The 22,704-nt window shown below is 67.8% G+C and carries 23 protein-coding genes and 2 tRNA genes; 12 read left to right on the top strand and 13 right to left on the bottom strand.

Annotation, left to right across the window (positions count from 1 at the left end):
- Positions 1-77: 77 nt before the first annotated feature.
- From CGU35_RS06880 to CGU35_RS06865, 4 genes are all read left to right on the top strand, one after another.
- Positions 78-515 carry a single-stranded DNA-binding protein gene (locus CGU35_RS06880; RefSeq protein ID WP_026926260.1) on the top strand — a complete coding sequence of 146 codons (438 nt, stop codon included), beginning with the start codon at positions 78-80 and terminating at the stop codon, positions 513-515.
- An 11-nt stretch (positions 516-526) separates the two neighbouring features.
- Positions 527-1,090 carry a hypothetical protein gene (locus CGU35_RS06875; RefSeq protein ID WP_374935762.1) on the top strand — a complete coding sequence of 188 codons (564 nt, stop codon included), beginning with the start codon at positions 527-529 and terminating at the stop codon, positions 1,088-1,090.
- 3 nt (positions 1,091-1,093) lie between these two features.
- Entirely contained in the window at positions 1,094-1,300 is a 207-nt protein-coding gene (locus CGU35_RS06870; RefSeq protein WP_026926258.1) for a hypothetical protein, read from the top strand.
- 176 nt (positions 1,301-1,476) lie between these two features.
- Positions 1,477-3,156 carry a recombinase family protein gene (locus CGU35_RS06865; protein ID WP_026926257.1) on the top strand — a complete coding sequence of 560 codons (1,680 nt, stop codon included), beginning with the start codon at positions 1,477-1,479 and terminating at the stop codon, positions 3,154-3,156.
- On the opposite strand, the gene CGU35_RS06860 is transcribed toward CGU35_RS06865, so the two are convergent.
- Together CGU35_RS06860 and orn are read right to left on the bottom strand one after the other, a co-directional pair.
- A tRNA-His gene (locus CGU35_RS06860) sits at positions 3,149-3,224 on the bottom strand. The genes CGU35_RS06865 and CGU35_RS06860 overlap by 8 nt on opposite strands.
- Before the next feature lie 36 nt (positions 3,225-3,260).
- The gene (gene orn / locus CGU35_RS06855; RefSeq protein WP_100810808.1) at positions 3,261-3,881 is read right to left on the bottom strand and encodes an oligoribonuclease; all 621 of its coding nucleotides are present in this window, start codon (positions 3,879-3,881) and stop codon (positions 3,261-3,263) included.
- Between the two features lie 69 nt (positions 3,882-3,950).
- Between orn and CGU35_RS06850 the strand changes: the two genes are divergently transcribed.
- Together CGU35_RS06850 and CGU35_RS06845 are read left to right on the top strand one after the other, a co-directional pair.
- Positions 3,951-4,023 (top strand) — tRNA-Arg (locus CGU35_RS06850).
- A 124-nt stretch (positions 4,024-4,147) separates the two neighbouring features.
- Positions 4,148-4,360 carry a methyltransferase gene (locus CGU35_RS06845; RefSeq protein WP_100811332.1) on the top strand — a complete coding sequence of 71 codons (213 nt, stop codon included), beginning with the start codon at positions 4,148-4,150 and terminating at the stop codon, positions 4,358-4,360.
- An 11-nt stretch (positions 4,361-4,371) separates the two neighbouring features.
- On the opposite strand, the gene yczE is transcribed toward CGU35_RS06845, so the two are convergent.
- Positions 4,372-4,977 (bottom strand): membrane protein YczE, encoded by a 606-nt coding sequence (gene yczE / locus CGU35_RS06840; RefSeq protein ID WP_100810807.1) that lies wholly within the window; start codon positions 4,975-4,977, stop codon positions 4,372-4,374.
- 132 nt (positions 4,978-5,109) lie between these two features.
- Between yczE and yczR the strand changes: the two genes are divergently transcribed.
- Complete coding sequence (gene yczR, locus CGU35_RS06835) at positions 5,110-6,549, top strand: MocR-like transcription factor YczR (protein ID WP_100810806.1); 1,440 nt, start codon at positions 5,110-5,112, stop codon at positions 6,547-6,549.
- Between the two features lie 54 nt (positions 6,550-6,603).
- Here yczR and CGU35_RS06830 read toward each other — a convergent pair whose 3' ends face one another.
- Positions 6,604-6,918, bottom strand: coding sequence for a hypothetical protein (locus CGU35_RS06830; RefSeq protein WP_100810805.1), 315 nt, complete (start codon positions 6,916-6,918; stop codon positions 6,604-6,606).
- Positions 6,919-7,141: 223 nt separating this feature from the next.
- Here CGU35_RS06830 and ssb point away from each other — a divergent pair, with 223 nt between their 5' ends.
- From ssb to CGU35_RS06810, 4 genes are all read left to right on the top strand, one after another.
- Positions 7,142-7,672, top strand: a complete 531-nt coding sequence (gene ssb, locus CGU35_RS06825; protein WP_100810804.1) for a single-stranded DNA-binding protein — start codon at positions 7,142-7,144, stop codon at positions 7,670-7,672.
- Between the two features lie 290 nt (positions 7,673-7,962).
- Entirely contained in the window at positions 7,963-8,463 is a 501-nt protein-coding gene (locus CGU35_RS06820; protein WP_100811331.1) for a DUF6993 domain-containing protein, read from the top strand.
- Positions 8,464-8,644: 181 nt separating this feature from the next.
- Complete coding sequence (ettA, locus tag CGU35_RS06815; protein ID WP_100810803.1) at positions 8,645-10,327, top strand: energy-dependent translational throttle protein EttA; 1,683 nt, start codon at positions 8,645-8,647, stop codon at positions 10,325-10,327.
- 40 nt (positions 10,328-10,367) lie between these two features.
- Positions 10,368-10,841, top strand: a complete 474-nt coding sequence (locus CGU35_RS06810) for an acyl-CoA thioesterase (protein WP_100811330.1) — start codon at positions 10,368-10,370, stop codon at positions 10,839-10,841.
- A 115-nt stretch (positions 10,842-10,956) separates the two neighbouring features.
- Here CGU35_RS06810 and CGU35_RS06805 read toward each other — a convergent pair whose 3' ends face one another.
- Positions 10,957-11,793 carry an acyl-CoA thioesterase gene (locus tag CGU35_RS06805; protein ID WP_100811329.1) on the bottom strand — a complete coding sequence of 279 codons (837 nt, stop codon included), beginning with the start codon at positions 11,791-11,793 and terminating at the stop codon, positions 10,957-10,959.
- 113 nt (positions 11,794-11,906) lie between these two features.
- Between CGU35_RS06805 and CGU35_RS06800 the strand changes: the two genes are divergently transcribed.
- Positions 11,907-12,548 carry a hypothetical protein gene (locus CGU35_RS06800; RefSeq protein ID WP_100810802.1) on the top strand — a complete coding sequence of 214 codons (642 nt, stop codon included), beginning with the start codon at positions 11,907-11,909 and terminating at the stop codon, positions 12,546-12,548.
- Positions 12,549-12,574: 26 nt separating this feature from the next.
- Here the strand turns inward: CGU35_RS06800 and CGU35_RS06795 are convergent, their stop codons facing one another.
- From CGU35_RS06795 to pepN, 8 genes are all read right to left on the bottom strand, one after another.
- The gene (locus CGU35_RS06795) at positions 12,575-14,239 is read right to left on the bottom strand and encodes an FAD-binding dehydrogenase (protein ID WP_100810801.1); all 1,665 of its coding nucleotides are present in this window, start codon (positions 14,237-14,239) and stop codon (positions 12,575-12,577) included.
- Positions 14,240-14,279: 40 nt separating this feature from the next.
- Positions 14,280-14,777: a globin gene (locus CGU35_RS06790; RefSeq protein ID WP_100810800.1), complete on the bottom strand. Its 498-nt coding sequence runs from the start codon at positions 14,775-14,777 to the stop codon at positions 14,280-14,282.
- A complete protein-coding gene (locus CGU35_RS06785) occupies positions 14,774-15,931 on the bottom strand; it encodes a mechanosensitive ion channel family protein (RefSeq protein ID WP_100810799.1) in 1,158 nt (385 codons plus the stop codon). Before CGU35_RS06785 ends, CGU35_RS06790 begins: the two co-directional genes overlap by 4 nt.
- 39 nt (positions 15,932-15,970) lie before the next feature.
- Positions 15,971-16,645: a response regulator transcription factor gene (locus CGU35_RS06780; protein ID WP_100810798.1), complete on the bottom strand. Its 675-nt coding sequence runs from the start codon at positions 16,643-16,645 to the stop codon at positions 15,971-15,973.
- Positions 16,638-17,903: a sensor histidine kinase gene (locus tag CGU35_RS06775; RefSeq protein ID WP_100810797.1), complete on the bottom strand. Its 1,266-nt coding sequence runs from the start codon at positions 17,901-17,903 to the stop codon at positions 16,638-16,640. The genes CGU35_RS06780 and CGU35_RS06775 overlap by 8 nt, the downstream gene beginning before the upstream one ends.
- Positions 17,904-17,912: 9 nt before the next feature.
- Complete coding sequence (locus CGU35_RS06770; RefSeq protein WP_146048016.1) at positions 17,913-18,770, bottom strand: ABC transporter permease; 858 nt, start codon at positions 18,768-18,770, stop codon at positions 17,913-17,915.
- Positions 18,767-19,708: an ABC transporter ATP-binding protein gene (locus CGU35_RS06765; RefSeq protein WP_100810796.1), complete on the bottom strand. Its 942-nt coding sequence runs from the start codon at positions 19,706-19,708 to the stop codon at positions 18,767-18,769. Before CGU35_RS06765 ends, CGU35_RS06770 begins: the two co-directional genes overlap by 4 nt.
- A gap of 336 nt (positions 19,709-20,044) precedes the next feature.
- Complete coding sequence (gene pepN, locus CGU35_RS06760; protein ID WP_100810795.1) at positions 20,045-22,591, bottom strand: aminopeptidase N; 2,547 nt, start codon at positions 22,589-22,591, stop codon at positions 20,045-20,047.
- Positions 22,592-22,704: the final 113 nt, after the last annotated feature.

The raw sequence follows: 22,704 nt of genomic DNA, 5'->3' as shown, positions 1-22,704 counted from the left end.
CGTCTGGGTGCCGAAGCGCACCTGCCTGACACAGCGGCCACACACGGCTGGTCGCTCGAGTTCAGGAGGACGCCATCATGGCCATTCGTACCCACCAGTCCATCTCCGGCTTTGTCGCCTCGGACCCGCAGCTCAGCTACACCGACCGCGGCGACGCACGGCTCTACATGAAGGTCGGCATCGAGCACTACCGCAAGGAGCCCGACAACTCCTTCACGCAACTGGAGACGACGTTCCACGACCTCATTGCGTATCGCGGTGCTGCCGAGCAGGGAGCCGAGCGGCTCGCCAAGGGCGACAACATCATCGCCGACGGACGGGTGCGCGACTACTCCTACGAGCGCAACGGCCAGCGGTACGAGGGCGAGGAGTTCATCGCGACGCGCATCGGACACGACCTCGCCCGCACCCGCTACGAGGTGGACCGCAGCGAACGCACTTCCGGCCGAGACGCCGCGGCGTTCACCGGACCTCAGCAGGCCGCGCCGTCCACCGCGGCTGCCATCGGAATGTGAGCGATCCCGCCATGAGCGATCAGTTCCACCCTGAGCACGACGACATGCCACCCGAGGCAGGTCTCGCGTCCCCGCGTTTCGACGTGCCCGAGCCGCCGCATCCGGTCAACTGGAATCTGCTGACCGCCAACGATCTCGAAGCCGAGTTGCTCGAACTGAACCGTTGGGTGGACTGGCTTCGCCACACCTACGGACTTCCGGCCAGCGTCGTTCCGCCCTACTGGCACCGTCACCCCGAGCTCCTCTGGGAACTGTCGGCGCTGCACCTGCACTGGCTGTGCGCATACGACCCCGAGCAGAATGGGTCGGCACCGCTCGGCTGGCACCGCGACTTCGCCGATGCCCGTGCCCGCCTTCGTGATTGGGTGTCGGCCTGCGGTACGCGGCTCGACCGAGACCGCCCGACTCGCCAGACGAGCTGGCCCGGTGAAGACCCCACTCAGCCCATCGAGGACTCACCGATCACGGATCGCGACGAAGACTTCGTTCGGTTCGTGATCGACATGGTGGATGCGCGCCAGGAAGCAGAGGATGCCTTCTTCGCGGGCATCGACCCGGAGACGGGCGAGGTGTGAATCGTGGCGCGCCGCTATGAACGGAAGACCGGGCAGCGTCAACAGAGCGAGCGCGAGCTGACGATCCGCGCCGAGTTCCACGAGCCGCCCGACCTGGACAAGCTCTGCGAGCTGCTGATCCGCCTGGCGCTCCAACAGTCGGGAGCGTGCCGTTCGGAGGGATCGACGCGACCGAAGCGCCCTCGTGCCTCCGCGAGCGCGTCGTCGTAGAATGGAGGCATCCGTCGCGGATGGCGGATGTTGTGGTCCTAGCGCTTCGCCGTCACGGCGAGGCAAAGTAAACGTGGCCGACTCGGCCTAGTCCTACAGCCTTCGGGCTCTTCTCACGATCAACATCCGCTCTCACAAGTCCGCGTCGGCAGGACCAGTGACTGTGGAGAAGAGCCATGACGATCATCGACGCGGACCGAACCGCGATAGACAGCCTCGTAGCGCCCACCCCGTTCCCCGGATCATTCGCCGTCTCCTACCTACGGGTCTCCACGAAGGAGCAGGCGGAGAAGGGCGGCCAGGCGGAGGGCTTCTCGATCCCGGCCCAGCGCGAGGCGAACCAGCGCAAGGCCGACCAGCTCGGAGCAACGATCATCGAGGAGTTCGTCGACGCGGGCGAGTCCGCGCGCAAGGCCGACCGGCCCGAACTGATGCGGATGATCCAGTACGTCGCGAAGCACAAGACGAACTACTGCATCGTCCACAAGGTCGACCGGCTCGCCCGCAACCGAGCCGACGACGTGACCATCCACCTCGCCCTCAAGGACGCCGGCGTCACGCTGGTGTCGGCCACGGAGAACATCGACGAGACCCCGTCCGGGATGCTGCTGCACGGCATCATGTCCTCGATCGCGGAGTTCTACTCCCGCAACCTCGCCACCGAGGTCGTCAAGGGTCTGTCGCAGAAGGCCGCGCAGGGCGGCACCGTGACGAAGGCACCCATCGGCTACCGCAACGTCGGCGTGCGCGACGAGTTCGGGCGGGAAGTACGCACCGTCGAGATCGACGAGGAGCGAGCCCCGTTGGTGCGGTGGGCGTTCCAGGTGTTCGCATCCGGCGACTGGACGACGAGCCAGCTTCACCAGGAGCTCGTAGCGCGCGGGCTCACGACAGCGGCGTCGCCGCGGCGACCGTCCCGACCCATCGGGAAGTCGTCGGTGCATCGGATGCTGACGAACCCGTACTACAAGGGCAGCGTCCGCTACCAGGGCGTGACCTATGCCGGAGCGCACGAGGCCATCGTCCCCAACGAGGTGTGGGACCAGGTGCAGACCGTGCTCGGCACGCACCGCTCGGCAGCAGATGCAACGCAAGTCCACGAGCACTACTTGAAGGGGACGGTGTTCTGCGGCCAGTGCGGCTCGCGGCTACTGGTGTGCAACGCCAAGAGCAGCCAGGGCACGATCTACCCGTACTTCGTGTGCGCGAGCAGGCATGGTGGCAGAGGCGACTGCACCCGGCAGGCGATGCTCATCGAGCAGGTCGAACGGCTCATCGAGCGCTTCTATGCCAAGGTGCAGCTCGATCCCGAGACGACGCAGGCGGTCTCGGCGATGATCCATGCCCGGTTCGACGAGATGATGGCCGAAGGAGCCGCCGAACTTGCCGACCTCGCGTCCCGGAGAACCCAACTCGAAGGCGAGCAGCAGAAGTTGCTGCAAGCCCACTACGCCGGAGCCATCCCGCTCGACCTGCTCAAGAAGGAGCAGGACCGGATCACCGCGTCGTTGGAGACCATCGAGCACCGGATCACCGCTCACCACGGCCACTATGCCGACGCGCGGGCGAACCTCGACGACTCGCTGAAACTGCTGTCCAACGCAGCCGACCTCTACGAGCACGCCGACGACGCGAACCGCCGACTGTGCAACCAAGCACTGTTCAGGGCGATCTACATCGACGAGGACAACGACGTGCGCGTCGGCTACCGGAACCCGTATGACGGACTGAGCCTCTCCGGCCTCCACGCCGACGCCCTGAGCTGGGCCGCCGAGGCGAAGAAAATGGGCCAGGCGCGAACCGCGACCAAGGGTGGCCCCTTGGTCGCAAGTTCACACCTGACCCGTTTGGGGTGAGTAACGGGACTTGAACCCGCGGCCCCCTGGACCACAACCAGGTGCTCTACCAACTGAGCTATACCCACCATGTACCCACATCTGCGGGCAACCCACCAATTGTATTACACGCCCGGGGCGAACGCGGACACGGCGGCGGAGGCGGCGGCCCGTGCGCCGTCGCTGGTGGGCCCGGGCTGCGGCACGAAGACTGCCTGCCGGTAGTAGGCCAGTTCGCGGATCGATTCGCGAATGTCGGCCAAGGCACGGTGACCGCCATCCTTCGCGGGTGCGTGGATGTAGGCGCGGGGGTACCAGCGGCGCGCGAGCTCTTTGATGCTGGACACATCGACGCTGCGGTAGTGCAGGAAACGATCGAGCCGCGGCATGTACTTGGCGAGAAAGGCCCGGTCGGTGCCGATCGTGTTGCCCGCGAGGGGCGCCTTGCCCTCGGTGGCGAAGCGCTGAACGTACTCGAGTGCGAGGAACTCGGCCTCGGCGACGCTCACCCCGTCGGGGATCTCGTCGAGTAGACCGGAACTCTGATGCATCCCCGTGACGAAGTCGTTCATATGCTCGAGCGCAGAGGGGTCGGGCTTGATGACGATCTGGAATCCCGGGTCGAGCACGCGGAGCTCGAAGTCGGTGACGACGACCGCGATCTCGACGAGTTCGTCCTGGTCGAGGTCGAGTCCCGTCATCTCGCAGTCGATCCAAACGAGCCGGTCGTTCTCGTGCGCTGACATTTCGTCATCTTATCCATGGGTATGGACCGTCTCCGCGTCCTCGGCGGCGAGGCGATAACCTGAATGGGCGCCCTCGTAGCTCAATGGATAGAGCATCGGCCTTCTAATCCGACGGTTACTGGTTCGAGTCCAGTCGGGGGCACCCGGGCAGAGGGTGCACGATGCCGGTGCCCGTGAGGCTCGCCCTTCCATTGTGAAGCTCGACCAGAGGGTGGTGTCGGGCCGCGCGCGGGCGTAACGTCGTGGGTGTCGGAAGGAGCTCGATGATGAGTCAGGCGACAACAACGCGCACGATCTGGGTGGCGTTCGGTGCATCCGGCGTGGTCGGCACGATCCGCAAGGATGTCGACGGATACACGGTCACGATGGCCGGGGCCGAGGCATCTGCCGGTGTCTATCCGTCGATGGATGTCGCGAAGTCCGCGCTCTACGCGAGAATGCGGCCGGGGAGCGACTGGCCGCGCTTCCAGGAGCACTGACCCAACCGAAGTCATGTCCGCCCGATGCGGACCGCACCTCGGGTGTCGAACACGCGCAGCGCCGCGTGGCTCGCGGGGCCGATCGACAGCGCGTAGACGACGGTTCCCACGCCGACCGTTCCGCCGAGAGCCCAGCCGATCGTCAGGACCGTGATCTCGACGGCGGTACGGGCAAACCACAGCGGCCATCCCCAGCGCCCCGAAATACCGGTCATCAGGCCGTCGCGAGGTCCTGCGCCGAAGCGCGCCCCGATGTAGAGGCCGCCCGCGACACCGACGAGCGCCACGCCGGCGAGGAGCATCCCGCTCGCCTGAAGCAGATTCTCCGGCGTCGGCACGAGCGGCAGCGCGAACTGGAGTGCCGTGCCGACGACGAGGATGTTCGCGACGGTTCCGACTCCCGGCTTCTGATGCAGGGGAATCCAGAGGGCCAGGACAGCAAGTCCGATGATGTTCGTCATCCAGCCGAGCCCGATGCCCGTTCGGAGCGCCAGTCCTTCGGCAAGAACCGTCCAGGGGTCGACCCCGAGTCCGGCCACCACCACGACAGCGACCCCGACGCCGTAGAGAATCAGGCCGATCATCAGCTGGGTGACACGGCGCACCCCGAGGGGCATCGGCGACGCCGATGAGTCGTGTGGCCCGGTCGACGTGCGCGAGGGTCGGCCGGTAGACAAAGAAACATGAGTGGGAGCCAATCGGAAGATTGGACTTTTCGGTAGAGTCCAATCCTCGTAAAAAGTGGATGGATGGCTGACTCTCGACTCTCTTCGCGCGCGCTCGTTCAGTTGCTCGGCGAGTGGCGGGACAGTGCCCCCGCATACCGGGGGCTCGCGGATGCCGTCCGCATGTTGTGCCTCGACCGCCGCATCGCGCCGGGTACCGCTCTGCCCGCCGAGCGCGACCTCGCGATGCGTCTCTCGCTGAGCCGGACCACGGTCGCCGCGGCCTATCGGGATCTTCGCGAGTCCGGCCACATCGCGAGCTTGCGAGGGTCGGGCAGCGTCGTCCGCGCGGTCGGCCCGATTGCGGATGTCCCCGAACCGGGTGATGAAGACACGATCGACTTGCACCGCGCGAGTCCCGCGGCATGGCCCGGTCTGAGTTCACTTTTCGTCGAGGCGGCTTCGGATGCTCCGCGCTGGGTCGGCCGCTCGGGCTACGACCTGGTGGGCGCCGTCCAGCTCCGCACCGCGATCGCCGACCGCTACGCCGCGCAGGGGCTTCCGACCATTCCCGACCAGATCGTCGTCACGACGGGCGCGCAGAGCGCCATCTCTCTCGTGACCGATGTGATCGTGCGCCGCGGGGATCGTGTCGCGATCGAGACGCCGACGTATCCCCACGCCGCGGATGCCCTTCGCGAGGCGGGCGCGCGGCTCGTCGCGATTCCCGTGGATGCGGCGTATGGATGGGATCTCGAGCGCGCCGATCACGTGCTGCGGCGCGCGGCACCGAGCATGGCGTACCTGATGCCGGACTTCCAGAACCCGACTGGAGCGACGATGGACGAGCACGCACGTCGCCTGCTCGCCGAATCCGCGGCGGACGCCGGGGCCATGGTTCTCGTGGACGAGACGACGGCCGACCTCGACATCGACCGGCCCCGTGACAGCGTGCCGTTCGGTGTCGGACTAGGGCCGGCGGTGCAGCGCAACATCGTCACCATCGGGTCGCTGGGCAAGACCGTGTGGGGCGGCCTGCGGATCGGATGGATCCGCGCGGACCTGGACCTTGTGCCGAGACTTATCGCCGCCCGACCGCGGAGAGAGCTGGGCACCCCCGAACTGGAACAGCAAGTCGCGATCCTCGCGTTCGAGCGTCTGCCCGAGATCCTCGTACAGCGAGCGCAGCTTCTGCGGGTCGGGCGCGACACGCTGGTCCGTTCACTCGCCGAAGCCCTTCCCGAGTGGACGGTGCCGACCGTGCACGGCGGAGTGTCGCTCTGGGTCGGGCTTGGTGCACCCGTCAGTTCGCCACTGGCCCTCGCGGTTCGCAGCCGCGGCCTCATCCTCTCTTCCGGTCCCCGTTTCGGTGTGGATGGCGGGCACGAACGCCACATGCGCATCCCGTTCACCGCGCCGGTGACGGAGCTCGAGCGAGCGGTGCAGATCCTCGCCGAGGCTTGGCCCGAAGCGCGTGACCGCGGGCGCCCCGTGACGGAGACCGTGTTGGCCGCGGTCGTCTGATCGGCGCCGACCCGCGCGCCACTGTCGTGGACGCTCGCCACATCGTCGGACCGCTCAGCCGTTGCGCAGCGCGCTGACTGCTTCGTCGACGGTCCAGAACTCGCCGACGGTGCGGAACCCGCCGACGCCGTCGCGATAGCGGCGCGCCGCCCATCGCGAGCCGAGCGCATGATCGCGGTGCTGTAGATGACCGATGATGCGCCCCGTCATGTCGACGACACGCCAGAGCGTCGGGCCGACGGGGATCAGGTGTACCCGAAGTCCGGACGAGGGCGCCGGGGGCGGGACAGCGGGGTGAAGCGTCTGCGTGGTTCGGGTCGCGTCGGTTCGCAAGACGGTTCGCGTGTCGGTGGGCACGGCGTCGGTCATGGTGGGAACTCCCTTCTGCAACGAATTTATGTTCGACGTCCGACATTCGCCCGAGGTGTTCCCTCCAGTCCGTGGCCCGTCCTCCCCATCCGCGACCGCGAGGAACTTCTCCCCGGAAGGCGGCCCTGTCTCGTCCGGCGTCGCGTCCGCACAGCAGGCTGGGAGCAGAGGGCACCGTGCCCTCCGCGGGGAGGGCGAACTCCCCTACGAAAGGAGTCGGGTCATGAGCGACCACATCACGATCGTCGGCAACATAGCGGGGGATCCGCGGCACACGCACACCCCATCGGGGATCCCGATCACGATGTTCCGCGTCGCGAGCTCTCCGCGACGATTCGATCGCACCGCCGAGAAATGGGTGGACGGCGAAACCAACTGGTACTCCGTGTCGGCGTTTCGCGCCCTGGCCCTCAACGCGGCCGCATCGCTTCAGCGCGGCGAGCGCGTCATCGTGAGCGGTCGGTTGCGGATTCGCAACTGGGACAAGGGCGACCGCAGTGGGACGACCGCCGAAATCGACGCAGAAGCGATCGGTCATGATCTGCTGTGGGGAACGTCGCGCTTCGAGCGGTCCGGCGCGCGCGACGCGGCACCCGCCGCATCGAATTCCGGCCCGGCGGAACAAGCGGGGTGGTACGCGCCTGGCACGCAGGGCGGATCCGTCGGAGCGGGAGCGGGGCTGGCAGGCGAGGAATCGGTGGGCGACGAGGCGCTCATCGCCCGCGACCGCGAACAGGAGCCGGTTCCCTTCTGACTATTCGGCTGCGTTCCTCCGACACGCCGCGGCATTGGTGACACGCTGCGGCACTCGCGGCACAGTGCAGCACTCGGGACACGGTGCAGCACTCGCGACACAGTGCGGCACTCGCGACACGGTGCGGCACTCGCGACACGGTGAAGCGCTGGTGATGGCCCCGGTGCTGGGACGTCGAGCGGTCCAGCAGGCGTGCTTGCGTCCGAAGGCGGGAGGATCGGGGGAGCGGCCCAGAGGATCGGCGTAGGCACGTGCGAGGTCGGCCCGGCGCCCGCGCTTAGACTTTGCTCGTGCAGCCGCGTCGATCCTTCCTCGTCATCGGCGGCGGACTCACCACGGTCGTCGCTGCGCTCGTGCTCGCGGCGTGTGCGCAGGCCCCGAAGCCGGAGGACGTCCCGACGTCGGCCGTCCCCAGCGCGTCGGTGTCCGCGTCGCCGACACCCACGACGCCTCCGGCTCCGGCCCTGCATCCCGACGGGACGGCCGACGAGAACCTGCCCTACTTCGCGCTCGTGACCCAGCAGGTCTGGGCAGGCCCCGAGCGCATGGCGGGACGCGCCTACATAGACGCGCTCGTGGCGGCGGGGTTCGACAAGAGTCGGATGCAGGTGACGCGAGACCAGACCGCGATCGGCAACGCGGCAGATAGCATCCAGTTCTCGGTGGTTTGGGATGACCAGTGTCTGATCGGCCAGGCGGGAGCCGCGTTTCCCGAACCGGCCACTGTCGTGCTGCCGATCCTTGAGGGTGGCACGTGCCTCATCGGCGATACGCGCCCGATCGATTGGTGAGAGCGCCGCTGGTGAGAGCACCGCTGGTGAGAACGCCGCTCGTGAGAGCGCAGCGGTGAGAGCGTCACTGTCGAGGGCGCGCCCGCGCCGCCACACACCTTCGCGCTGAGCGCGGGCGTCGGCGCGGAGCGCAAGACGCAGCGCTGACCGAGGGGCGCACCGCCCGTAGACTGGACGGGACATGGCTGAATATATCTACCAGATGGTGCGCGCCCGCAAAGCGGTCGGCGACAAGGTAATCCTCGACGACGTCACGATGGCGTTCCTCCCCGGTGCGAAGATCGGCGTGGTGGGCCCCAACGGCGCCGGTAAGTCCACGATCCTCAAGATCATGGCTGGGCTCGACCAGCCATCCAACGGTGAGGCACGGCTGTCGGCCGGCTTCAGCGTCGGGATCCTGATGCAGGAGCCCGAGCTCGACGAAGACAAGACCGTGCTCGAGAACGTGCAGCAGGGCGTCGGGCCGATCAAGGCCCAGCTCGACCGGTTCAACGAGATCTCGGGCCTGATGGCCGATCCCGATGCCGACTTCGATGCGCTGCTCGCCGAGATGGGAACCCTGCAAGAAGCCATCGACGCCGCCGACGCATGGGACCTCGACTCCCAGCTCGAGCAGGCCATGGATGCTCTCCGCACACCACCGTCCGAAGCACTCGTCTCGAACCTGTCCGGTGGCGAGAAGCGCCGCGTCGCACTCTGCAAGCTGCTGCTGCAGAAGCCCGACCTGCTCCTTCTCGACGAGCCCACCAACCACCTCGACGCCGAGAGCGTGCAGTGGCTCGAACAGCACCTGGCCAAATACCCCGGTGCCGTCCTCGCCGTGACACACGACCGGTACTTCCTCGACCACGTCGCGGAATGGATCTGCGAGGTCGACCGAGGCCGCCTCTACCCGTACGAGGGCAACTACTCGACCTATCTCGAGAAGAAGCAGGAACGTCTGCAGGTCCAGGGCAAGAAGGACGCCAAGCTCGCGAAGCGTCTGGCCAGCGAACTCGAATGGGTCCGCAGCAACGCCAAGGGGCGCCAGACGAAGTCCAAGTCGCGTCTCGCTCGTTACGAAGAGATGGCCGCCGAAGCCGATCGCGCCCGCAAGTTGGACTTCGATGAGATCGTCATCCCGCCGGGACCGCGACTCGGGCAGATCGTGCTCGAGGCGAAGAACCTCCAGAAGGGCTTCGACGGCCGCAGCCTGATCGACGGCCTGAGCTTCTCACTGCCGCGGAACGGCATCGTCGGAATCATCGGCCCGAACGGTGTCGGAAAGACGACGCTCTTCAAGACGATCGTCGGTCTCGAACCGCTCGACGGGGGTGAGCTCAAGGTCGGTGAGACCGTCGAGATCTCTTACGTCGACCAGACCCGTGGCGGGATCGACCCGAACAAGTCGCTCTGGGAAGTCGTGAGCGACGGCCTCGACTGGATCCAGGTCGGCAAGGTCGAGATCCCCTCGCGCGCCTATGTGTCGCAGTTCGGCTTCAAGGGCCCCGACCAGCAGAAGAAGGCCGGTGTGCTCTCCGGTGGTGAGCGCAACCGCCTGAACCTCGCGCTCACCCTGAAGCAGGGTGGCAACCTGCTGCTGCTCGACGAACCGACCAACGACCTGGACGTCGAGACGCTCGGCAGCCTCGAGAACGCTCTGCTCGAGTTCCCCGGCTGCGCCGTGGTCATCACGCACGACCGGTGGTTCCTCGACCGGATCGCCACGCACATCCTCTCCTACGAAGGCACGGAAGAGGACCCCGACAAGTGGTACTGGTTCGAGGGCAACTTCGAGGCGTACGAAGAGAACAAGATCGAACGCCTCGGCCCCGACGCGCTGAACCGGTCGAGCTCGACGTACCGCAAGCTCACGCGTGACTGACATCGACGCGAGCGCGGGCCGCAAACGGCTGCACGTCCCGATGCCGCTCCGCTGGGGAGACCTCGACGCGTTCAACCACGTCAACAACACCTCGATGCTCAAGCTGCTCGAAGAGGCACGCATCCGCGCGTTCTGGCGCGCGAACGGCCAGGATGGTCAGGATGCTCCGGCCACCGCGGTACTCGATTCGGGCATCGAGCACGGTGTGCTCTCATTGATCGCCCGCCAAGAGATCGAGTACCTGCGACCGGTGCCGTACCAGCGCCGACCGCTGGACGTGCAGCTGTGGTTCGGTCGCATCGGTGGCTCGAGCATCGAGATCTGCTACGAGGTGTACAGCCCTCTCGACGTTGACTCTCAAGACGTCGAACCTCAGGAGTTGTATGCCCGTTCCACGGCGGTGCTCGTGCTTGTCGATGCCGAGACCGGCCGACCGCGGCGGCTCACGGACGAACAGCGCGCGGCCTGGACGCCATTGCTCGACGATCCGATCGTCTACGCGCGCCGAGGCTGACGCAGACGAGCCCGGCTTCTCCCTGTGGCGAGCTCAGGGAGCGCGTTTTCGCTCAGGTTTCTTGCGTCGGCTCAGGGAGCGTGGGCTCGGTCGCTGAGCCTGTCGCAGCGGTGAGTCAGGGCTCGGCCGGGACCCGGATGACGATCTCTTGCGCACATGTCGCCACGAGGAGCCCGTCGCGTGTGTAGATGCGCCCGGTCGCGAGTCCTCGGCCGCTGCTCGCACTCGGCGATTCCTGCACGTACAGCAACCACTCGTCGACGCGGGCGCGTCGATGCCACCAGAGTGCAGAATCCAGGCTCGCGATCTTGATGCCGGGCCGCGTCCACGCGATTCCGTGGGCGCGCAGGACCGACTCCTGAATCGTGTGGTCGGAGATGTAGGCGAGCGCCGCGCGGTGCAGCGCGGGGTCATCCGGCAGTCGTCGACGAATCCTCACCCACGCGGAGTTCTGAGGCCGTGCGTCGGGATCCGCCTGCGCATAGATCGCGGGCAGGACGTGCCGTACCTCGACCGGGCGATCCGTCAGCATTCGCGTCGACATCGGATGAACCAGGTCGGCGCCGGGCGGAAACTCGGTCAGTGATTCCGGTTCTGGAACGCCCTCGGGCATCGGGGTGGCGTGTTCGAGCCCGGCGTCGGGCGTCTGGAACGATGCGATCATCGAGAAGATCGGCTCGCCCTCCTGAAATGCCTGGATGCGGCGGGCAGAGAACGACCGTGCATCGTTGATGCGATCGACAGAGAAGGTGATGGGCCTGAGCGAGTCGCCCGGCCGCAGAAAATAGCCGTGCAGGGAGTGCGCGACCCGCTCTTCGGGAACCGTGCGCTGCGCGGCGATCACGGCCTGACCGAGCACCTGCCCGCCGAAGACGCGGCCGCCGGGCATCGGCTCCGATTGCCCGACGAAGATGTCCTCGGTCGTCCGGGCCTCGCCGCCGCGCAGCGACATGACGCTCAGGAAGCGGTCGACCGGGTCGCCGGTGGATGGTGCGGTAACGGCGGGATCGGTCACGAGAAGTCCTCCGGCGGCCGGGGCGCCGCCACGTTGATAGCTTAGAGGGGATGCCGCAGACCCTCAGATTCCCCGACTACGAGGCGCGCGACGACTTCCTCACCTTTGCGTCTCGTGCCTCTCGCCTGAGCGACCCCGAGGTGCGGCTCGAGGCATCCGGCGGCAAACTCGCGATGTGGGCGCCGATTCTGGTGCCGCGCGGTCTGCTCGACCGGACGCCGACGATCCTCGCGCTGCGCGCGCTCCCGGTCGATCCCGAACTCGTGTGTGATCTCGTGGTCACGGCGTCGAGCGTCACGGCAGACGGGGCCGACGCAACGGCGGCTCAGCTGCCCCCGACAGCCGTGCGCGCCACGTGGGCGGGCATCTCGGCCCCGCGCGGCGGATGGACGCCCGTGCGAACGATCGAGAGCGCGGATGTCGCGGCTCGTGCACACGAGGGGATGGCCCGGGTCGCCGAGCTCGTGCCGACCGACGCGGGCGCCGAGGCTATCCAGCGCGTCCGTTCGTCCGTCTGGGGCGAACCTGTCGAAGCCTGGGCGGGCGTTCCGCTCGGCGCGGGTTTCGCCGCCGTCGCGCTCGGCTTCATCGTGGGATCCGAACAGGTGCAGCTGCTCTCGTCGGGCGCATGGGCTCGACTGAGTTTCGCGCGCGGCCACGTTCTGGTGCGCGGCGCGACGCTCGCCGTCTGACGAAGCAGCGTTCCGCGGCGGCAGTGTCACACGGACGCCGCGGCCGCCCGACCCGCCGCGCGCCCCGAGAACAGGCATCCGCCGAGGAACGTGCCCTCGAGCGCGCGGTACCCGTGTACGCCGCCGCCGCCGAACCCGCTGGCCTCGCCCGCGGCGAACAGGCCCGCAACCGGTTCGCCGCTCGCTCCGAGCGCCCGCGACTGCAGATCCGTCTCGATCCCGCCGAGTGACTTGCGCGTCACGACGTGCAGCTTGACCGCGACGAGCGGCCCGGCGGCGGGGTCGAGGATGCGGTGGGGTGACGCCGTACGGATCAGCCGGTCGCCGCGATACGCGCGGGCGGACCGGAGCATCGCGATCTGAGCGTCCTTCGTGAATTCGTTGGCGATCTCGCGGTCACGCGCCTCGATCTCGTTCTTCGCGTGAGCGAGGTCGAGAGCATCTCCGCCCGGCAGAGCATTCATTCCGGCGAGCAGGCGATCCAGTGTGTCCGCAACGACGAAGTCCGCGCCCCGATCCATGAACGCCTGCACCGGATCTGTTGGACCCTTCGCGAGGCGCGAACGCACGAGCAGGCCCAGATCCTTGCCCGTGAGGTCCGGATTCTGCTCGCTGCCCGAGAGGGCGAATTCCTTTTCGATGACGCGGCGCGAGAGCACGAACCAGGAGTGATCGTGTCCCGTGGCGCGCAGGTGGGCGAGCGTTCCGAGGGTGTCGAAACCGGGAAACAGCGGTGCGGGGAGTCGCCGACCCGTCGCATCCAGCCACACCGATGATGGTCCGGGAAGGATCCGGATGCCGTGATCGGGCCAGATGGGATCCCAATTCTGGATCCCCTCGACGTAGTGCCACATGCGATCCCCGTTGATCTGGCGGGCACCGACGCGCTCCGAGACCTCGAGCATTGCGCCGTCGACGTAGACGGGGACGCCGGAGAGCATGTGGGCCGGGGGAGCGCCGAGGCGTTCCGGCCAGCGGCTGCGGACGAGGTCGTGGTTGCCACCGATTCCGCCCGAGGCGACGATCGTCGCACCCGCGGTGATCTCGAACGATCCGGTCACCTCTCGGGACGTCACCACGCCTCGCGGGGAGCCCGAGGGCGCGAGGACTTCGCCGGCCGCGCCGACGATGACGCCGTCGTGCGCCACCAGGTCTGTGACTCGGTGGCGCGCGAAGACCGTGGCGCGTCCTTCGGCTTCGGCACGCTCGATCCGCGTCTGGAACGCGGCGACGAGGGCCGGGCCGGTACCCCAGGCGATGTGGAACCGGGGCACGGAGTTGCCGGGACCGAGGGCCGTGTAGCCACCGCGCTCCGCCCAACCCACGACCGGGAAGAGCCCGATGCCGAGCTCGCGCAGCCATGAGCGCTTCTCGCCGGCGGCGAACTCCACGTAGGCCTCGGCCCAGCGCCGCGGCCAGGCATCCTCATCACGGTCGAACCCGGCCGTGCCGAACCAGTCCTGGCGCGCGAGCGCGAGCGAATCCTTGATGCCCATGCGCCGCTGCTCGGGCGAGTCGACCAGGAACAGGCCACCGAACGACCACCAGGCCTGGCCTCCGAGATTGCTGCGCGGCTCTTGATCGATGATCGTGACGCGCTTTCCCGCATCCAGTGCCTGTGCCGCCGCGACCAGCCCGGCGAGTCCCCAGCCGATCACCAGAACATCGGTTGTGTGGGGTGTCCCGGCCATGGCGACTCCTTCGTCGATGGGTGAGCGGGGTGGTGGTGGATCAGTCTGTCGCGGGCGGTTTCGGGACGGGCGGATGGTGCGGGCCCGCAACGCTCGCGGTGAGCCCCGTGCGGCCGCCGCTCGGCGGCCCGATCGGTGCGGCCTCGAATGTGTTGACCATAGCCATCGCGGCGCGCTCGAGGTAGTCCCACAGGGTTGCTTCGTGCAGCGGCGGCAGGTCCAGCGCGTCGAGCGAGGCCCGCATGTGGCGCAGCCAGCGGTCGCGCGCGTCCGGGTTGACGTGGAAGGCGTTGTGGCGGGCGCGCAGGCGCGGGTGCCCGCGACGCTCACTGTAGGTCGTCGGTCCGCCCCAGTACTGCTCGAGGAACATCGTGAGACGCTCCGCTGCGGGGCCGAGGTCTTCTTCCGGATACATGGGCTTGAGGACGTCGTCGGTGGCGACACCGCGGTAGAAGCCGTCGACCAGGCGCACGAAGGTCTCGTGACCGCCGACCTCGTCGTAGAAGCTCAGGGGTGGAGCATCCGTGTCGTCCGTCATATCGTGCCGCCTGTCTTCGGGTTCGTGTCGTCGTCGGGGTTCGCGCCATCCGGGAGCGCGCTGTCGCCCGGCGACGGCGCGGACGGCGTCTCGGTGGCGGGCGCTGACTTGCGCGTGCGCTTCGGCTTCCACACGGGCCGCTCCGGCACGGGGGCGGCTTCGCCCGCGATCGGGGTCGGACGGGTCTTGGGCGGGTTCGCCCCGCGCACGCGCTGCGCACCCTCGAGTCCGGTCAGCACGATCGAGTTGAGCTGCGGCAGTGTCAGGCCCATCGCGTCGATGGCGCGCTTGAGCCGAACACGCAGTTCGCGCGCGACATCGTCCTTCGCGTTGGCTCGCGTCTTCATCACGAGCCGGATGACGAGGGCATCGCCGGACACCGACTCGAGTCCCCACACCTCGGGCTTCTCGATGATGCGGGTGCGCCACTTCGGTTCCTTCGCGAGGTCCTTGGCGGCTTCGAGCATGGCCGTCTCGACCTCGTCGATGTCCGCGTCGACGGGTACGGCCAGGTCGATGATGACACGCGACCAGCCCTGCGACATGTTGCCGATGCGCGTGATCTCGCCATTGCGGACGTACCAGAGCGTTCCGTTCACATCGCGCACGTGCGTGATCCGGACGCTGACGTACTCGACGATGCCCGTCGCGAGACCGAGGTCGACGACATCGCCGATGCCGATCTGGTCTTCGGCGACGATGAAGATGCCGTTCAGGACGTCCTTCACGATGTTCTGCGCGCCGAAGCCGAGTCCCGCGCCGATGGCCGCCGTGAGTAGGGCGATCGAACCCAGAACGCCCGGCGCCAGGATGTTGATGATCAGGACGATCGCGACGATTCCGATCGCGACATTGACGATGTTCTGGAGAATCGATCCGAGCGTTCGCGTGCGTTGTACCACGCGCACGGCGGCGAGCGGCGACCGCTCGAGCGCCTGGGTGTCATCGACGTTCGCCTTGTCCTTCGCGCCGTTGACGATCCGGTTCACCACCCGCCGGATGACGAGTCGGAGGAGCCAACTTAGGACGAGCGCGCCGACGATGACCCCGGCGACCGCGAGGAGGTCCAGCCCGATGTCGCGAAGGAGGATCAGAAGATCCGCCAGGATGTCTGCCCACGGGCCGGTGGCAGATTCGTCGACTGAGGTGAGCATCGTCCCGATTCTATCGACGGCCGCTCTCCCGATTCGGGATCAGATCGCCGTGACACCGAGACGGTGCGCCAGGATCACGGCCTGGACCCGGTCTCGGGCGCCCATCTTGGCCAGCACCCGCCCCACATGGGTCTTCACCGTCGATTCGCTCACGAACAGCGCGGCGGCGATCTCGGTGTTCGTCAGCCCGGCGCCGATTGCGGCGAATACATCGCGTTCACGGTCCGTCAGGGTAGCGAGTGCCGCGTCATCGGCACCGGCGCCGACCGCGTTCGGCAGGCGTCGCCCGAACAGTTCCAGCATCCGGCGTGTCACGCGAGGCGACAGGGTCGCGTCGCCCGAATGAACGGCCCGGATGGCGGCGGTCAGCTCGGTCGCCTGCACGTCTTTCAGCAAGAACCCGCTCGCCCCCGCGGCGAGCGCGCCGAAGGCGTATTCGTCCAGGTCGAAGGTCGTCAGGACGATGATGCGCGACGCCGGGTGCTGCTGAACGATCTGGGTTGTCGCGGCGATGCCGTCGAGCCGAGGCATCCGTACATCCATCAACACGACGTCGGGGGAGAGATCGCGTACGGCCTCAATGGCCTCCGCGCCGTTGGAGGCCTCGCCCACTACGGCGAAGCCGGGATCGGCCTCGAGCACCATGCGAAAGCCCATCCGGATGAGTTGTTGATCGTCGACCAGAAGGATGCGGATGGGCGCGCGGTCACTCATGTGTGGGCTCCAGGGGATGCAGCGGTATGCGGGCGCGGAGGCGCCACTGGTCGGGTGAGTTCATGCCGGCCTCGAGCCTTCCGCCCAGGTGTGCGAGGCGTTCGCGCAGGCCGATCAGCCCCAGGCCGCCGCCGCCCGAGGGCTCGTCGGGGCGTGAGCCGTCGTTGTCGACCGTCAGGGTGAGTTCATTCGGGGTATGCACGACCTCGACGCGGATGAACCGGGGGTCGTGTGCGTAGCGCATCGCGTTGGTGAGCCCCTCTTGAACGATGCGGCGCACCGCCTGACGCACCACGGGCGGGCAGTCGGGCGCGCCGGTCACCGAGAGACTCACGGGGAAGCCCGCGTTGCGTGCCGATTCGACGAGGTCATCGAGCGACCCGTCCTCGATCGGCGCGAGGGGAGCGGAGCCGGGGCGTTCGTCGCGGAGCACGCCGAGCATCATCCGCATCTCGACGAGTGCATCGCGCGCGGTTGCGGCAACGGCGCGCGATGCCTCGCGCGAGCGCTGCGGGTCGGCGGTCACGCTCGCGCCCTCGGACAGGGCGACGATGACGGTCAGGGAGTGCGAGACGACGTCGTGCATCTCTCGGGCGATGCGGGTGCGCTCGGCGGCGGCGGCGAGTTGCGCCTGCTGGTCGCGTTCGACGAGGAGTTGTCGCGAACGGTCGATCAGCGCCTCGAGATAACGCTTGCGGTTGCCGACGTTCACGCCGATCAGCGTCCCGAGCAGCAGGCTCACGCCGAAGCTGATCGCGATATTGAGCAGAAGCGTGAAGTCGCTGTAGCCCATCAGCGAACGCAGGAACATGTTCAGGCCGAGCGCGATCGCGGCCGATCCGAGCGCGATCCAGGCCGCGCGTGAGCTGCGGTACACCGCCACCGAATAGATGGCGACGACGGTCGCCGGACCGTTGATCGTGTTGATCTCGTCCGGACCGAGGAGCAGCACGGGGGTCAAGGTCACGATGAACACGGCGACCGGCCAGCGCCGGCGCCACAGCAGAACGACGCATCCGAGGATCGCCAGCGCGATCATGAGTGCGAGCAGGGCGCCCGTCGGCGGGTCGGCGCGGGCCGAGCGGATCGTCAGCGTCGGCACCGACAGCAGGAAGGCGACGATCGCGATCAGGATGTCCGCGAACAGCGGATGCCTCGCCCAGAAGCGACGGAAGACCCCCGGCGGCCGTGGCAGACGCAACTCGTCCTCGGCCGGGCGGGTGCCCGGGCCGAGGACGAGTTCGCGTGCTGCGGGCATCGATCGACTCTACGCGTCGCGCATTTTCAGGACGGCGATTCCGCCGACGAGCGCGGCAACCGCCCACGCCACGATCGTGATCAGCGCGGGAATCGTCTCGAGCGCGGTGCCCGACATGCCACCCGTCAGGAACAGCGACTGGCCTGCGTTCGAGGGGAGGTAGCTCGCCAAGTCGTGGATCCAGGCGAAGTTGTCGACCCGGGGGAAGAAGCTCACCAGCAGCGGAGCGACGAAGATCAGTCCGATGCCGACGGCGAGCGCGCCGGGGCCGTTGCGGATGACGAATCCGATCCCGACACCCATCATCGCGACCAGGCTCAGGTACAACGCGGCGCCCAGCAGCGGCATCAGCGAGGTGTCGGGCTGGCTCAGGTCGAGCGCATTGGTGGTCAGGATCGGTCCCGTCACGATGGCCGTGATGGCGAACACGACGACGCTCGTGACGAACATCGTCACGCCGACGACGAGAGCCTTGGCGAGGATCGCGCCGTCGCGCCCGGGCGCAGCCGTCAGGGTCGAGCGGATCATCCCGGTCGAGTATTCGCTCGTGACGGTGATGGCGCCGAGGATCACGGCGAGCAGCTGCGTCAGAACCGTGCTGAAGACGATCACCTGGACGGCGATGGCATTGCCCTGTGGCATCCTGGCCTCGGCGTTGTCGGTCGCGAAGCTCGCGAACGACGCGGCCATCAGCAGGCTCAGCCCGACCGAGAGGACGATGACGAGTGCGATGGACCACCAGGTGGAACGCACAGTCGTGAACTTGATCCACTCGGAACGCACGAGTCGCACGAAGCTGAGGTGGAGGTGGGGATCGGCCGCCGCCGGGGTCTTCACGGACGGGGTGGTGTTGGTCAGCGTGCTCATGCGAAGTCCTTGCTCGTGCTCTCGGATGCGTCGTACCCGACGGTCTTGTATTCGACGGAGTCACCCGTCAGGCGCAGGTATGCGTCTTCGAGCGTGCCGGAAGCGGGGGTCAGCTCGTGCAGCGCGAACCCGCGGGCGGCCGCGAGATCGCCGACCGTCGATGCCGTGACGCCGACGATGTCGAGCAGCCCGGGCTCGGAGGTCGTGATGGTCACGCCGTCAGCGGCGAGCGCCTCGGCGAGTGCGGTGGCGTGGGGGCTGCGCACGCGAACGGAGTGCTGGGTCCACTGTGCGACGAGGTCGGCGACGGGAGCATCTGCCAGCACCTTGCCGCGACCGAGCACGATGATGTGGTCGGCCGTGACGGCCATCTCACTCATCAGGTGGCTCGAGAGCAGGACGGTCCGCCCCTCGGACGCGGCGTGGCGCACGAAGCGCCGTACCCACAGGACACCCTCGGGGTCGAGGCCGTTCACCGGCTCGTCGAGGATCAGCGTGTGCGGGTTGCCGAGCAGTGCCGCGGCGATACCGAGGCGCTGCCCCATGCCGAGCGAGAACCCTCCGGCGCGCTTCTTGGCGACGGACGCGAGACCGGTGATCTCGATCACCTCGTCGACGCGCGAGCGGGGGATACCGTGGGTGGCCGCCATGGCACGCAGGTGGTTCTTGGCGCTCCGGCCCGTGTGCACGGCCTTCGCATCGAGCAGCACGCCGACCTCGGTGAGCGGCGAGTGCATGCCCGTGTAGGCGTGCCCGTTGACGGTGACGCGACCATGCGTGGGGCGGTCGAGCCCGACGATCATGCGCATCGTGGTGGACTTGCCGGCGCCGTTCGGCCCCAGGAATCCGGTGACCTTTCCGGGCTGGACGGTGAAGCTGACATCCGAGACGGCGTGCTTGGCCCCGAAGTCTTTGCTGAGATTCTCTGCAACGATCATGTGCTCCACGCTACGAAAGAACCCTCCCGCGGCGCGTCAGCCGGGCGAGGGTTCTTCCGAGCTGCCGAGTGGTACCTCGGTACCGCACGGCCTCAACCTGGGGGCGCCAGAACTCCACACCCGGGGCGCGAGAACTCCACACCCGAAGCGCTTGAAGGACGAACTTGGGGCGCGAGAAGTACGTCCCTGGGGCGTCGAAATCCCGTTGGGGCGTGGGATCCCACGCCCCAACGGTGCTTCGACGCCCCGAGTCGCGTGTTGACGCCCGGTGACGTGCGTGACTCGCGTGACGTGCATCAGTTGCGTCAGTTGCGTCAGTTGCGTGAGTGGGCGACCTCAGGCCGCGTCGCGCTCCTGCACCGCGATGGCGCGCTCGACTCCGGCGAGGTTCTCCTGCACCAGACGCCGCAGCGCCGCCGGGGCATCCGCATTCGTGTCGAGCCAGGCGACGGTCGCATCGCGCAGCGCGGCGTTCGCCAGCGGTGCGGGGTACAGACCCGTAATCAGGTACTGCGCGATCTGGTAGCTGCGGGCGTTCCAGATGGGCAGCAGCATCTCGAAGTACGGCTTCACGAACTCTTCGAGAAGCTCGACGCCGGCCGGATGCGTGAAACCGAGCGCCGTCGAACGCACGATCGTGTTCGGCTGGTCCGAGCGCACGACGAGCGAGTCCCAGGCCGCGAGCTTCGCCTCGGCGTTCGGCAGGGCGGCCTTGGCCTGCGCGGCCAACTCGCCCCCCTTCGACGTGTTGTCTTGGGCGAGAGCGTCCTCGATGTGACGCGCCGTGGCGAAACCTCCGGCCGCGAGCGAGATCAGCAGCTGCCACGACAGGTCCGTGTCGATCTCGAGTCCCTCGAGCACGGTCTCGCCGTCCCGCAGACGGCGCACCTGCTCCCACTGCGTCGCCGTCGAGGCCGCGGTGGCGAATGCCGTCACGAACTGCAGCTGGCTGTCGCTGCCGGGCTCGGCCTGACCTGCGAGCGCCCACAGACCGTCCGCAACCCGCTCGCGGGTCGCCTTCCGCTTCGACGGTGCGACGTACGAGTTCGCGGCGAGCTGCAACTGGGCGAGCGTCGTGCGCACGGTCGTCGACTCGGTCTCGGATCCGATGTTGAGCAGGACGAGGTCGACGTAGTCGGTCGCGGAGGCCTCGGCATCCCGCGTCTGATCCCACGCCGCGCCCCACACGAGCGAGCGGGCGAGGGGATCGGCGATGTCGCGCAGATGGGCGATCGCGGTGCCCAGCGAACGCTCGTCGAGGCGGATCTTGGCGTACGCCAGGTCGTCGTCGTTCAAGAGAACGAGGTCGGGACGCGCGAGCCCGGCGAGCTCAGGAACCTCCGTGAGTTCGCCGTCGACGTCGAGCTCGACCTTGTGCACCCGCTTCAGCGCGCCGTTCTCGAGCGCGTAGAAGCCGACGCCGAGGCGGTGCGGGCGAATCGTCGGGTAGTCGGCCGCGGCGGTCTGCGCGATCGCGAAGCGCGTGATGGTGCCGTCCGCGTCCTCCTCGATCACCGGGGTGAGCGTGTTGACACCGGATGTCTCGAGCCACAGCTTGGCCCACGATCCGAGCTCGCGACCACTGGTCTTCTCGAGCTCGACGAGCAGGTCGCCGACCTCGGTGTTGCCCCACTGGTGCTTGTCGAAGTACGCCGCGACGCCCGCGAAGAACTTCTCGATGCCGACCCAGGCGGCGAGCTGCTTGAGGACGGACCCGCCCTTGGCGTAGGTGATGCCGTCGAAGTTGACCTGCACGTCGTCGAGGTCGCGGATCTCGGCGACGACGGGGTGCGTCGAGGGCAGCTGGTCCTGGCGGTACGCCCAGGTCTTCTCCATGGCGTTGAAGGTCGTCCATGCCTCGGTCCACTCGGTGGCCTCGGCCGTGGCGATGGTCGACGCCCACTCCGCGAACGACTCGTTGAGCCACAGGTCGTTCCACCACTTCATCGTCACGAGGTCGCCGAACCACATGTGGGCGAGCTCGTGCAGGATCGTGACGACGCGGCGCTCCTTGACCGCATCCGTCACCTTGCTGCGGAAGACGTACGTCTCGGTGAAGGTGACGGCCCCCGCGTTCTCCATGGCGCCGGCGTTGAACTCGGGCACGAAGAGCTGGTCGTACTTGGCGAACGGGTAGGGGAAGTCGAACTTCTCCTCGTAGTAGGCGAAGCCCTGGCGCGTCTTCTCGAAGACGTAGTCGGTGTCGAGGTGCTGCCAGAGGCTCTTGCGGCCGTAGATCCCGAGCGGGATGACCCGGCCCGAGGCGCTCGTCAGCTGCGAGAACGTCGACTCGTAGGGGCCGGCGATGAGGGCCGTGATGTACGACGAGATGCGAGGGGTCGGCTCGAACGACCACGTGGCCGTGCCGTCGCCGTGCCGCTTCGGTTCGGGGGTGGGGGAGTTCGAGACGACGGCCCACGGCTCGGGCGCCGTGACCGTGAACCGGAACGTGGCCTTGAGGTCGGGCTGCTCGAACACCGCGTACATGCGGCGCGAGTCGGGGACCTCGAACTGCGAGTAGAGATAGACCTCGCCGTCGACCGGGTCGACGAATCGGTGCAGGCCCTCACCCGTGTTCGTGTACAGGCAGTCGGCGTCGATCACGAGCTCGTTGTCGCGCTCGAGACCCGTCAGTGCGATGCGCGAGTCGGCGAAGGCCGTGGTCGGGTCGATCGAGCGGCCGTTCAGGGTGATCTCGCGGACGTCCCGCGCGATCAGGTCGATGAACGTGCCGGCGCCCTCCGTGCCCGTGAATCGGACGACCGTGCGGGAGCCGAAGACCTCGGCTCCGCGCGTGAGGTCGAGCGTCACCTCGTACTCGTGCGTTTCGACGACGGCGCGGCGCTCCTGCGCCTCGATGCGGGTGAGGTTCTCTCCAGGCACAGCGTTACTCCCGTGGGTCGTGGGCGATGGGTGCCGCACGCGCGGCTGGCGCCCGCGGCATCCGTCCAGCCTACTGACGTGCGCGACGTGACCGCTCCCCGGCGGTGTGGGGC

The sequence above is a fragment of the Microbacterium sp. BR1 genome (genome assembly GCF_002812725.1).
GTDB lineage: Bacteria > Actinomycetota > Actinomycetes > Actinomycetales > Microbacteriaceae > Microbacterium.
The sequence above is the reverse complement of the archived record's forward strand: the minus strand, read 5'-3'. Positions and strand labels throughout refer to the sequence as shown.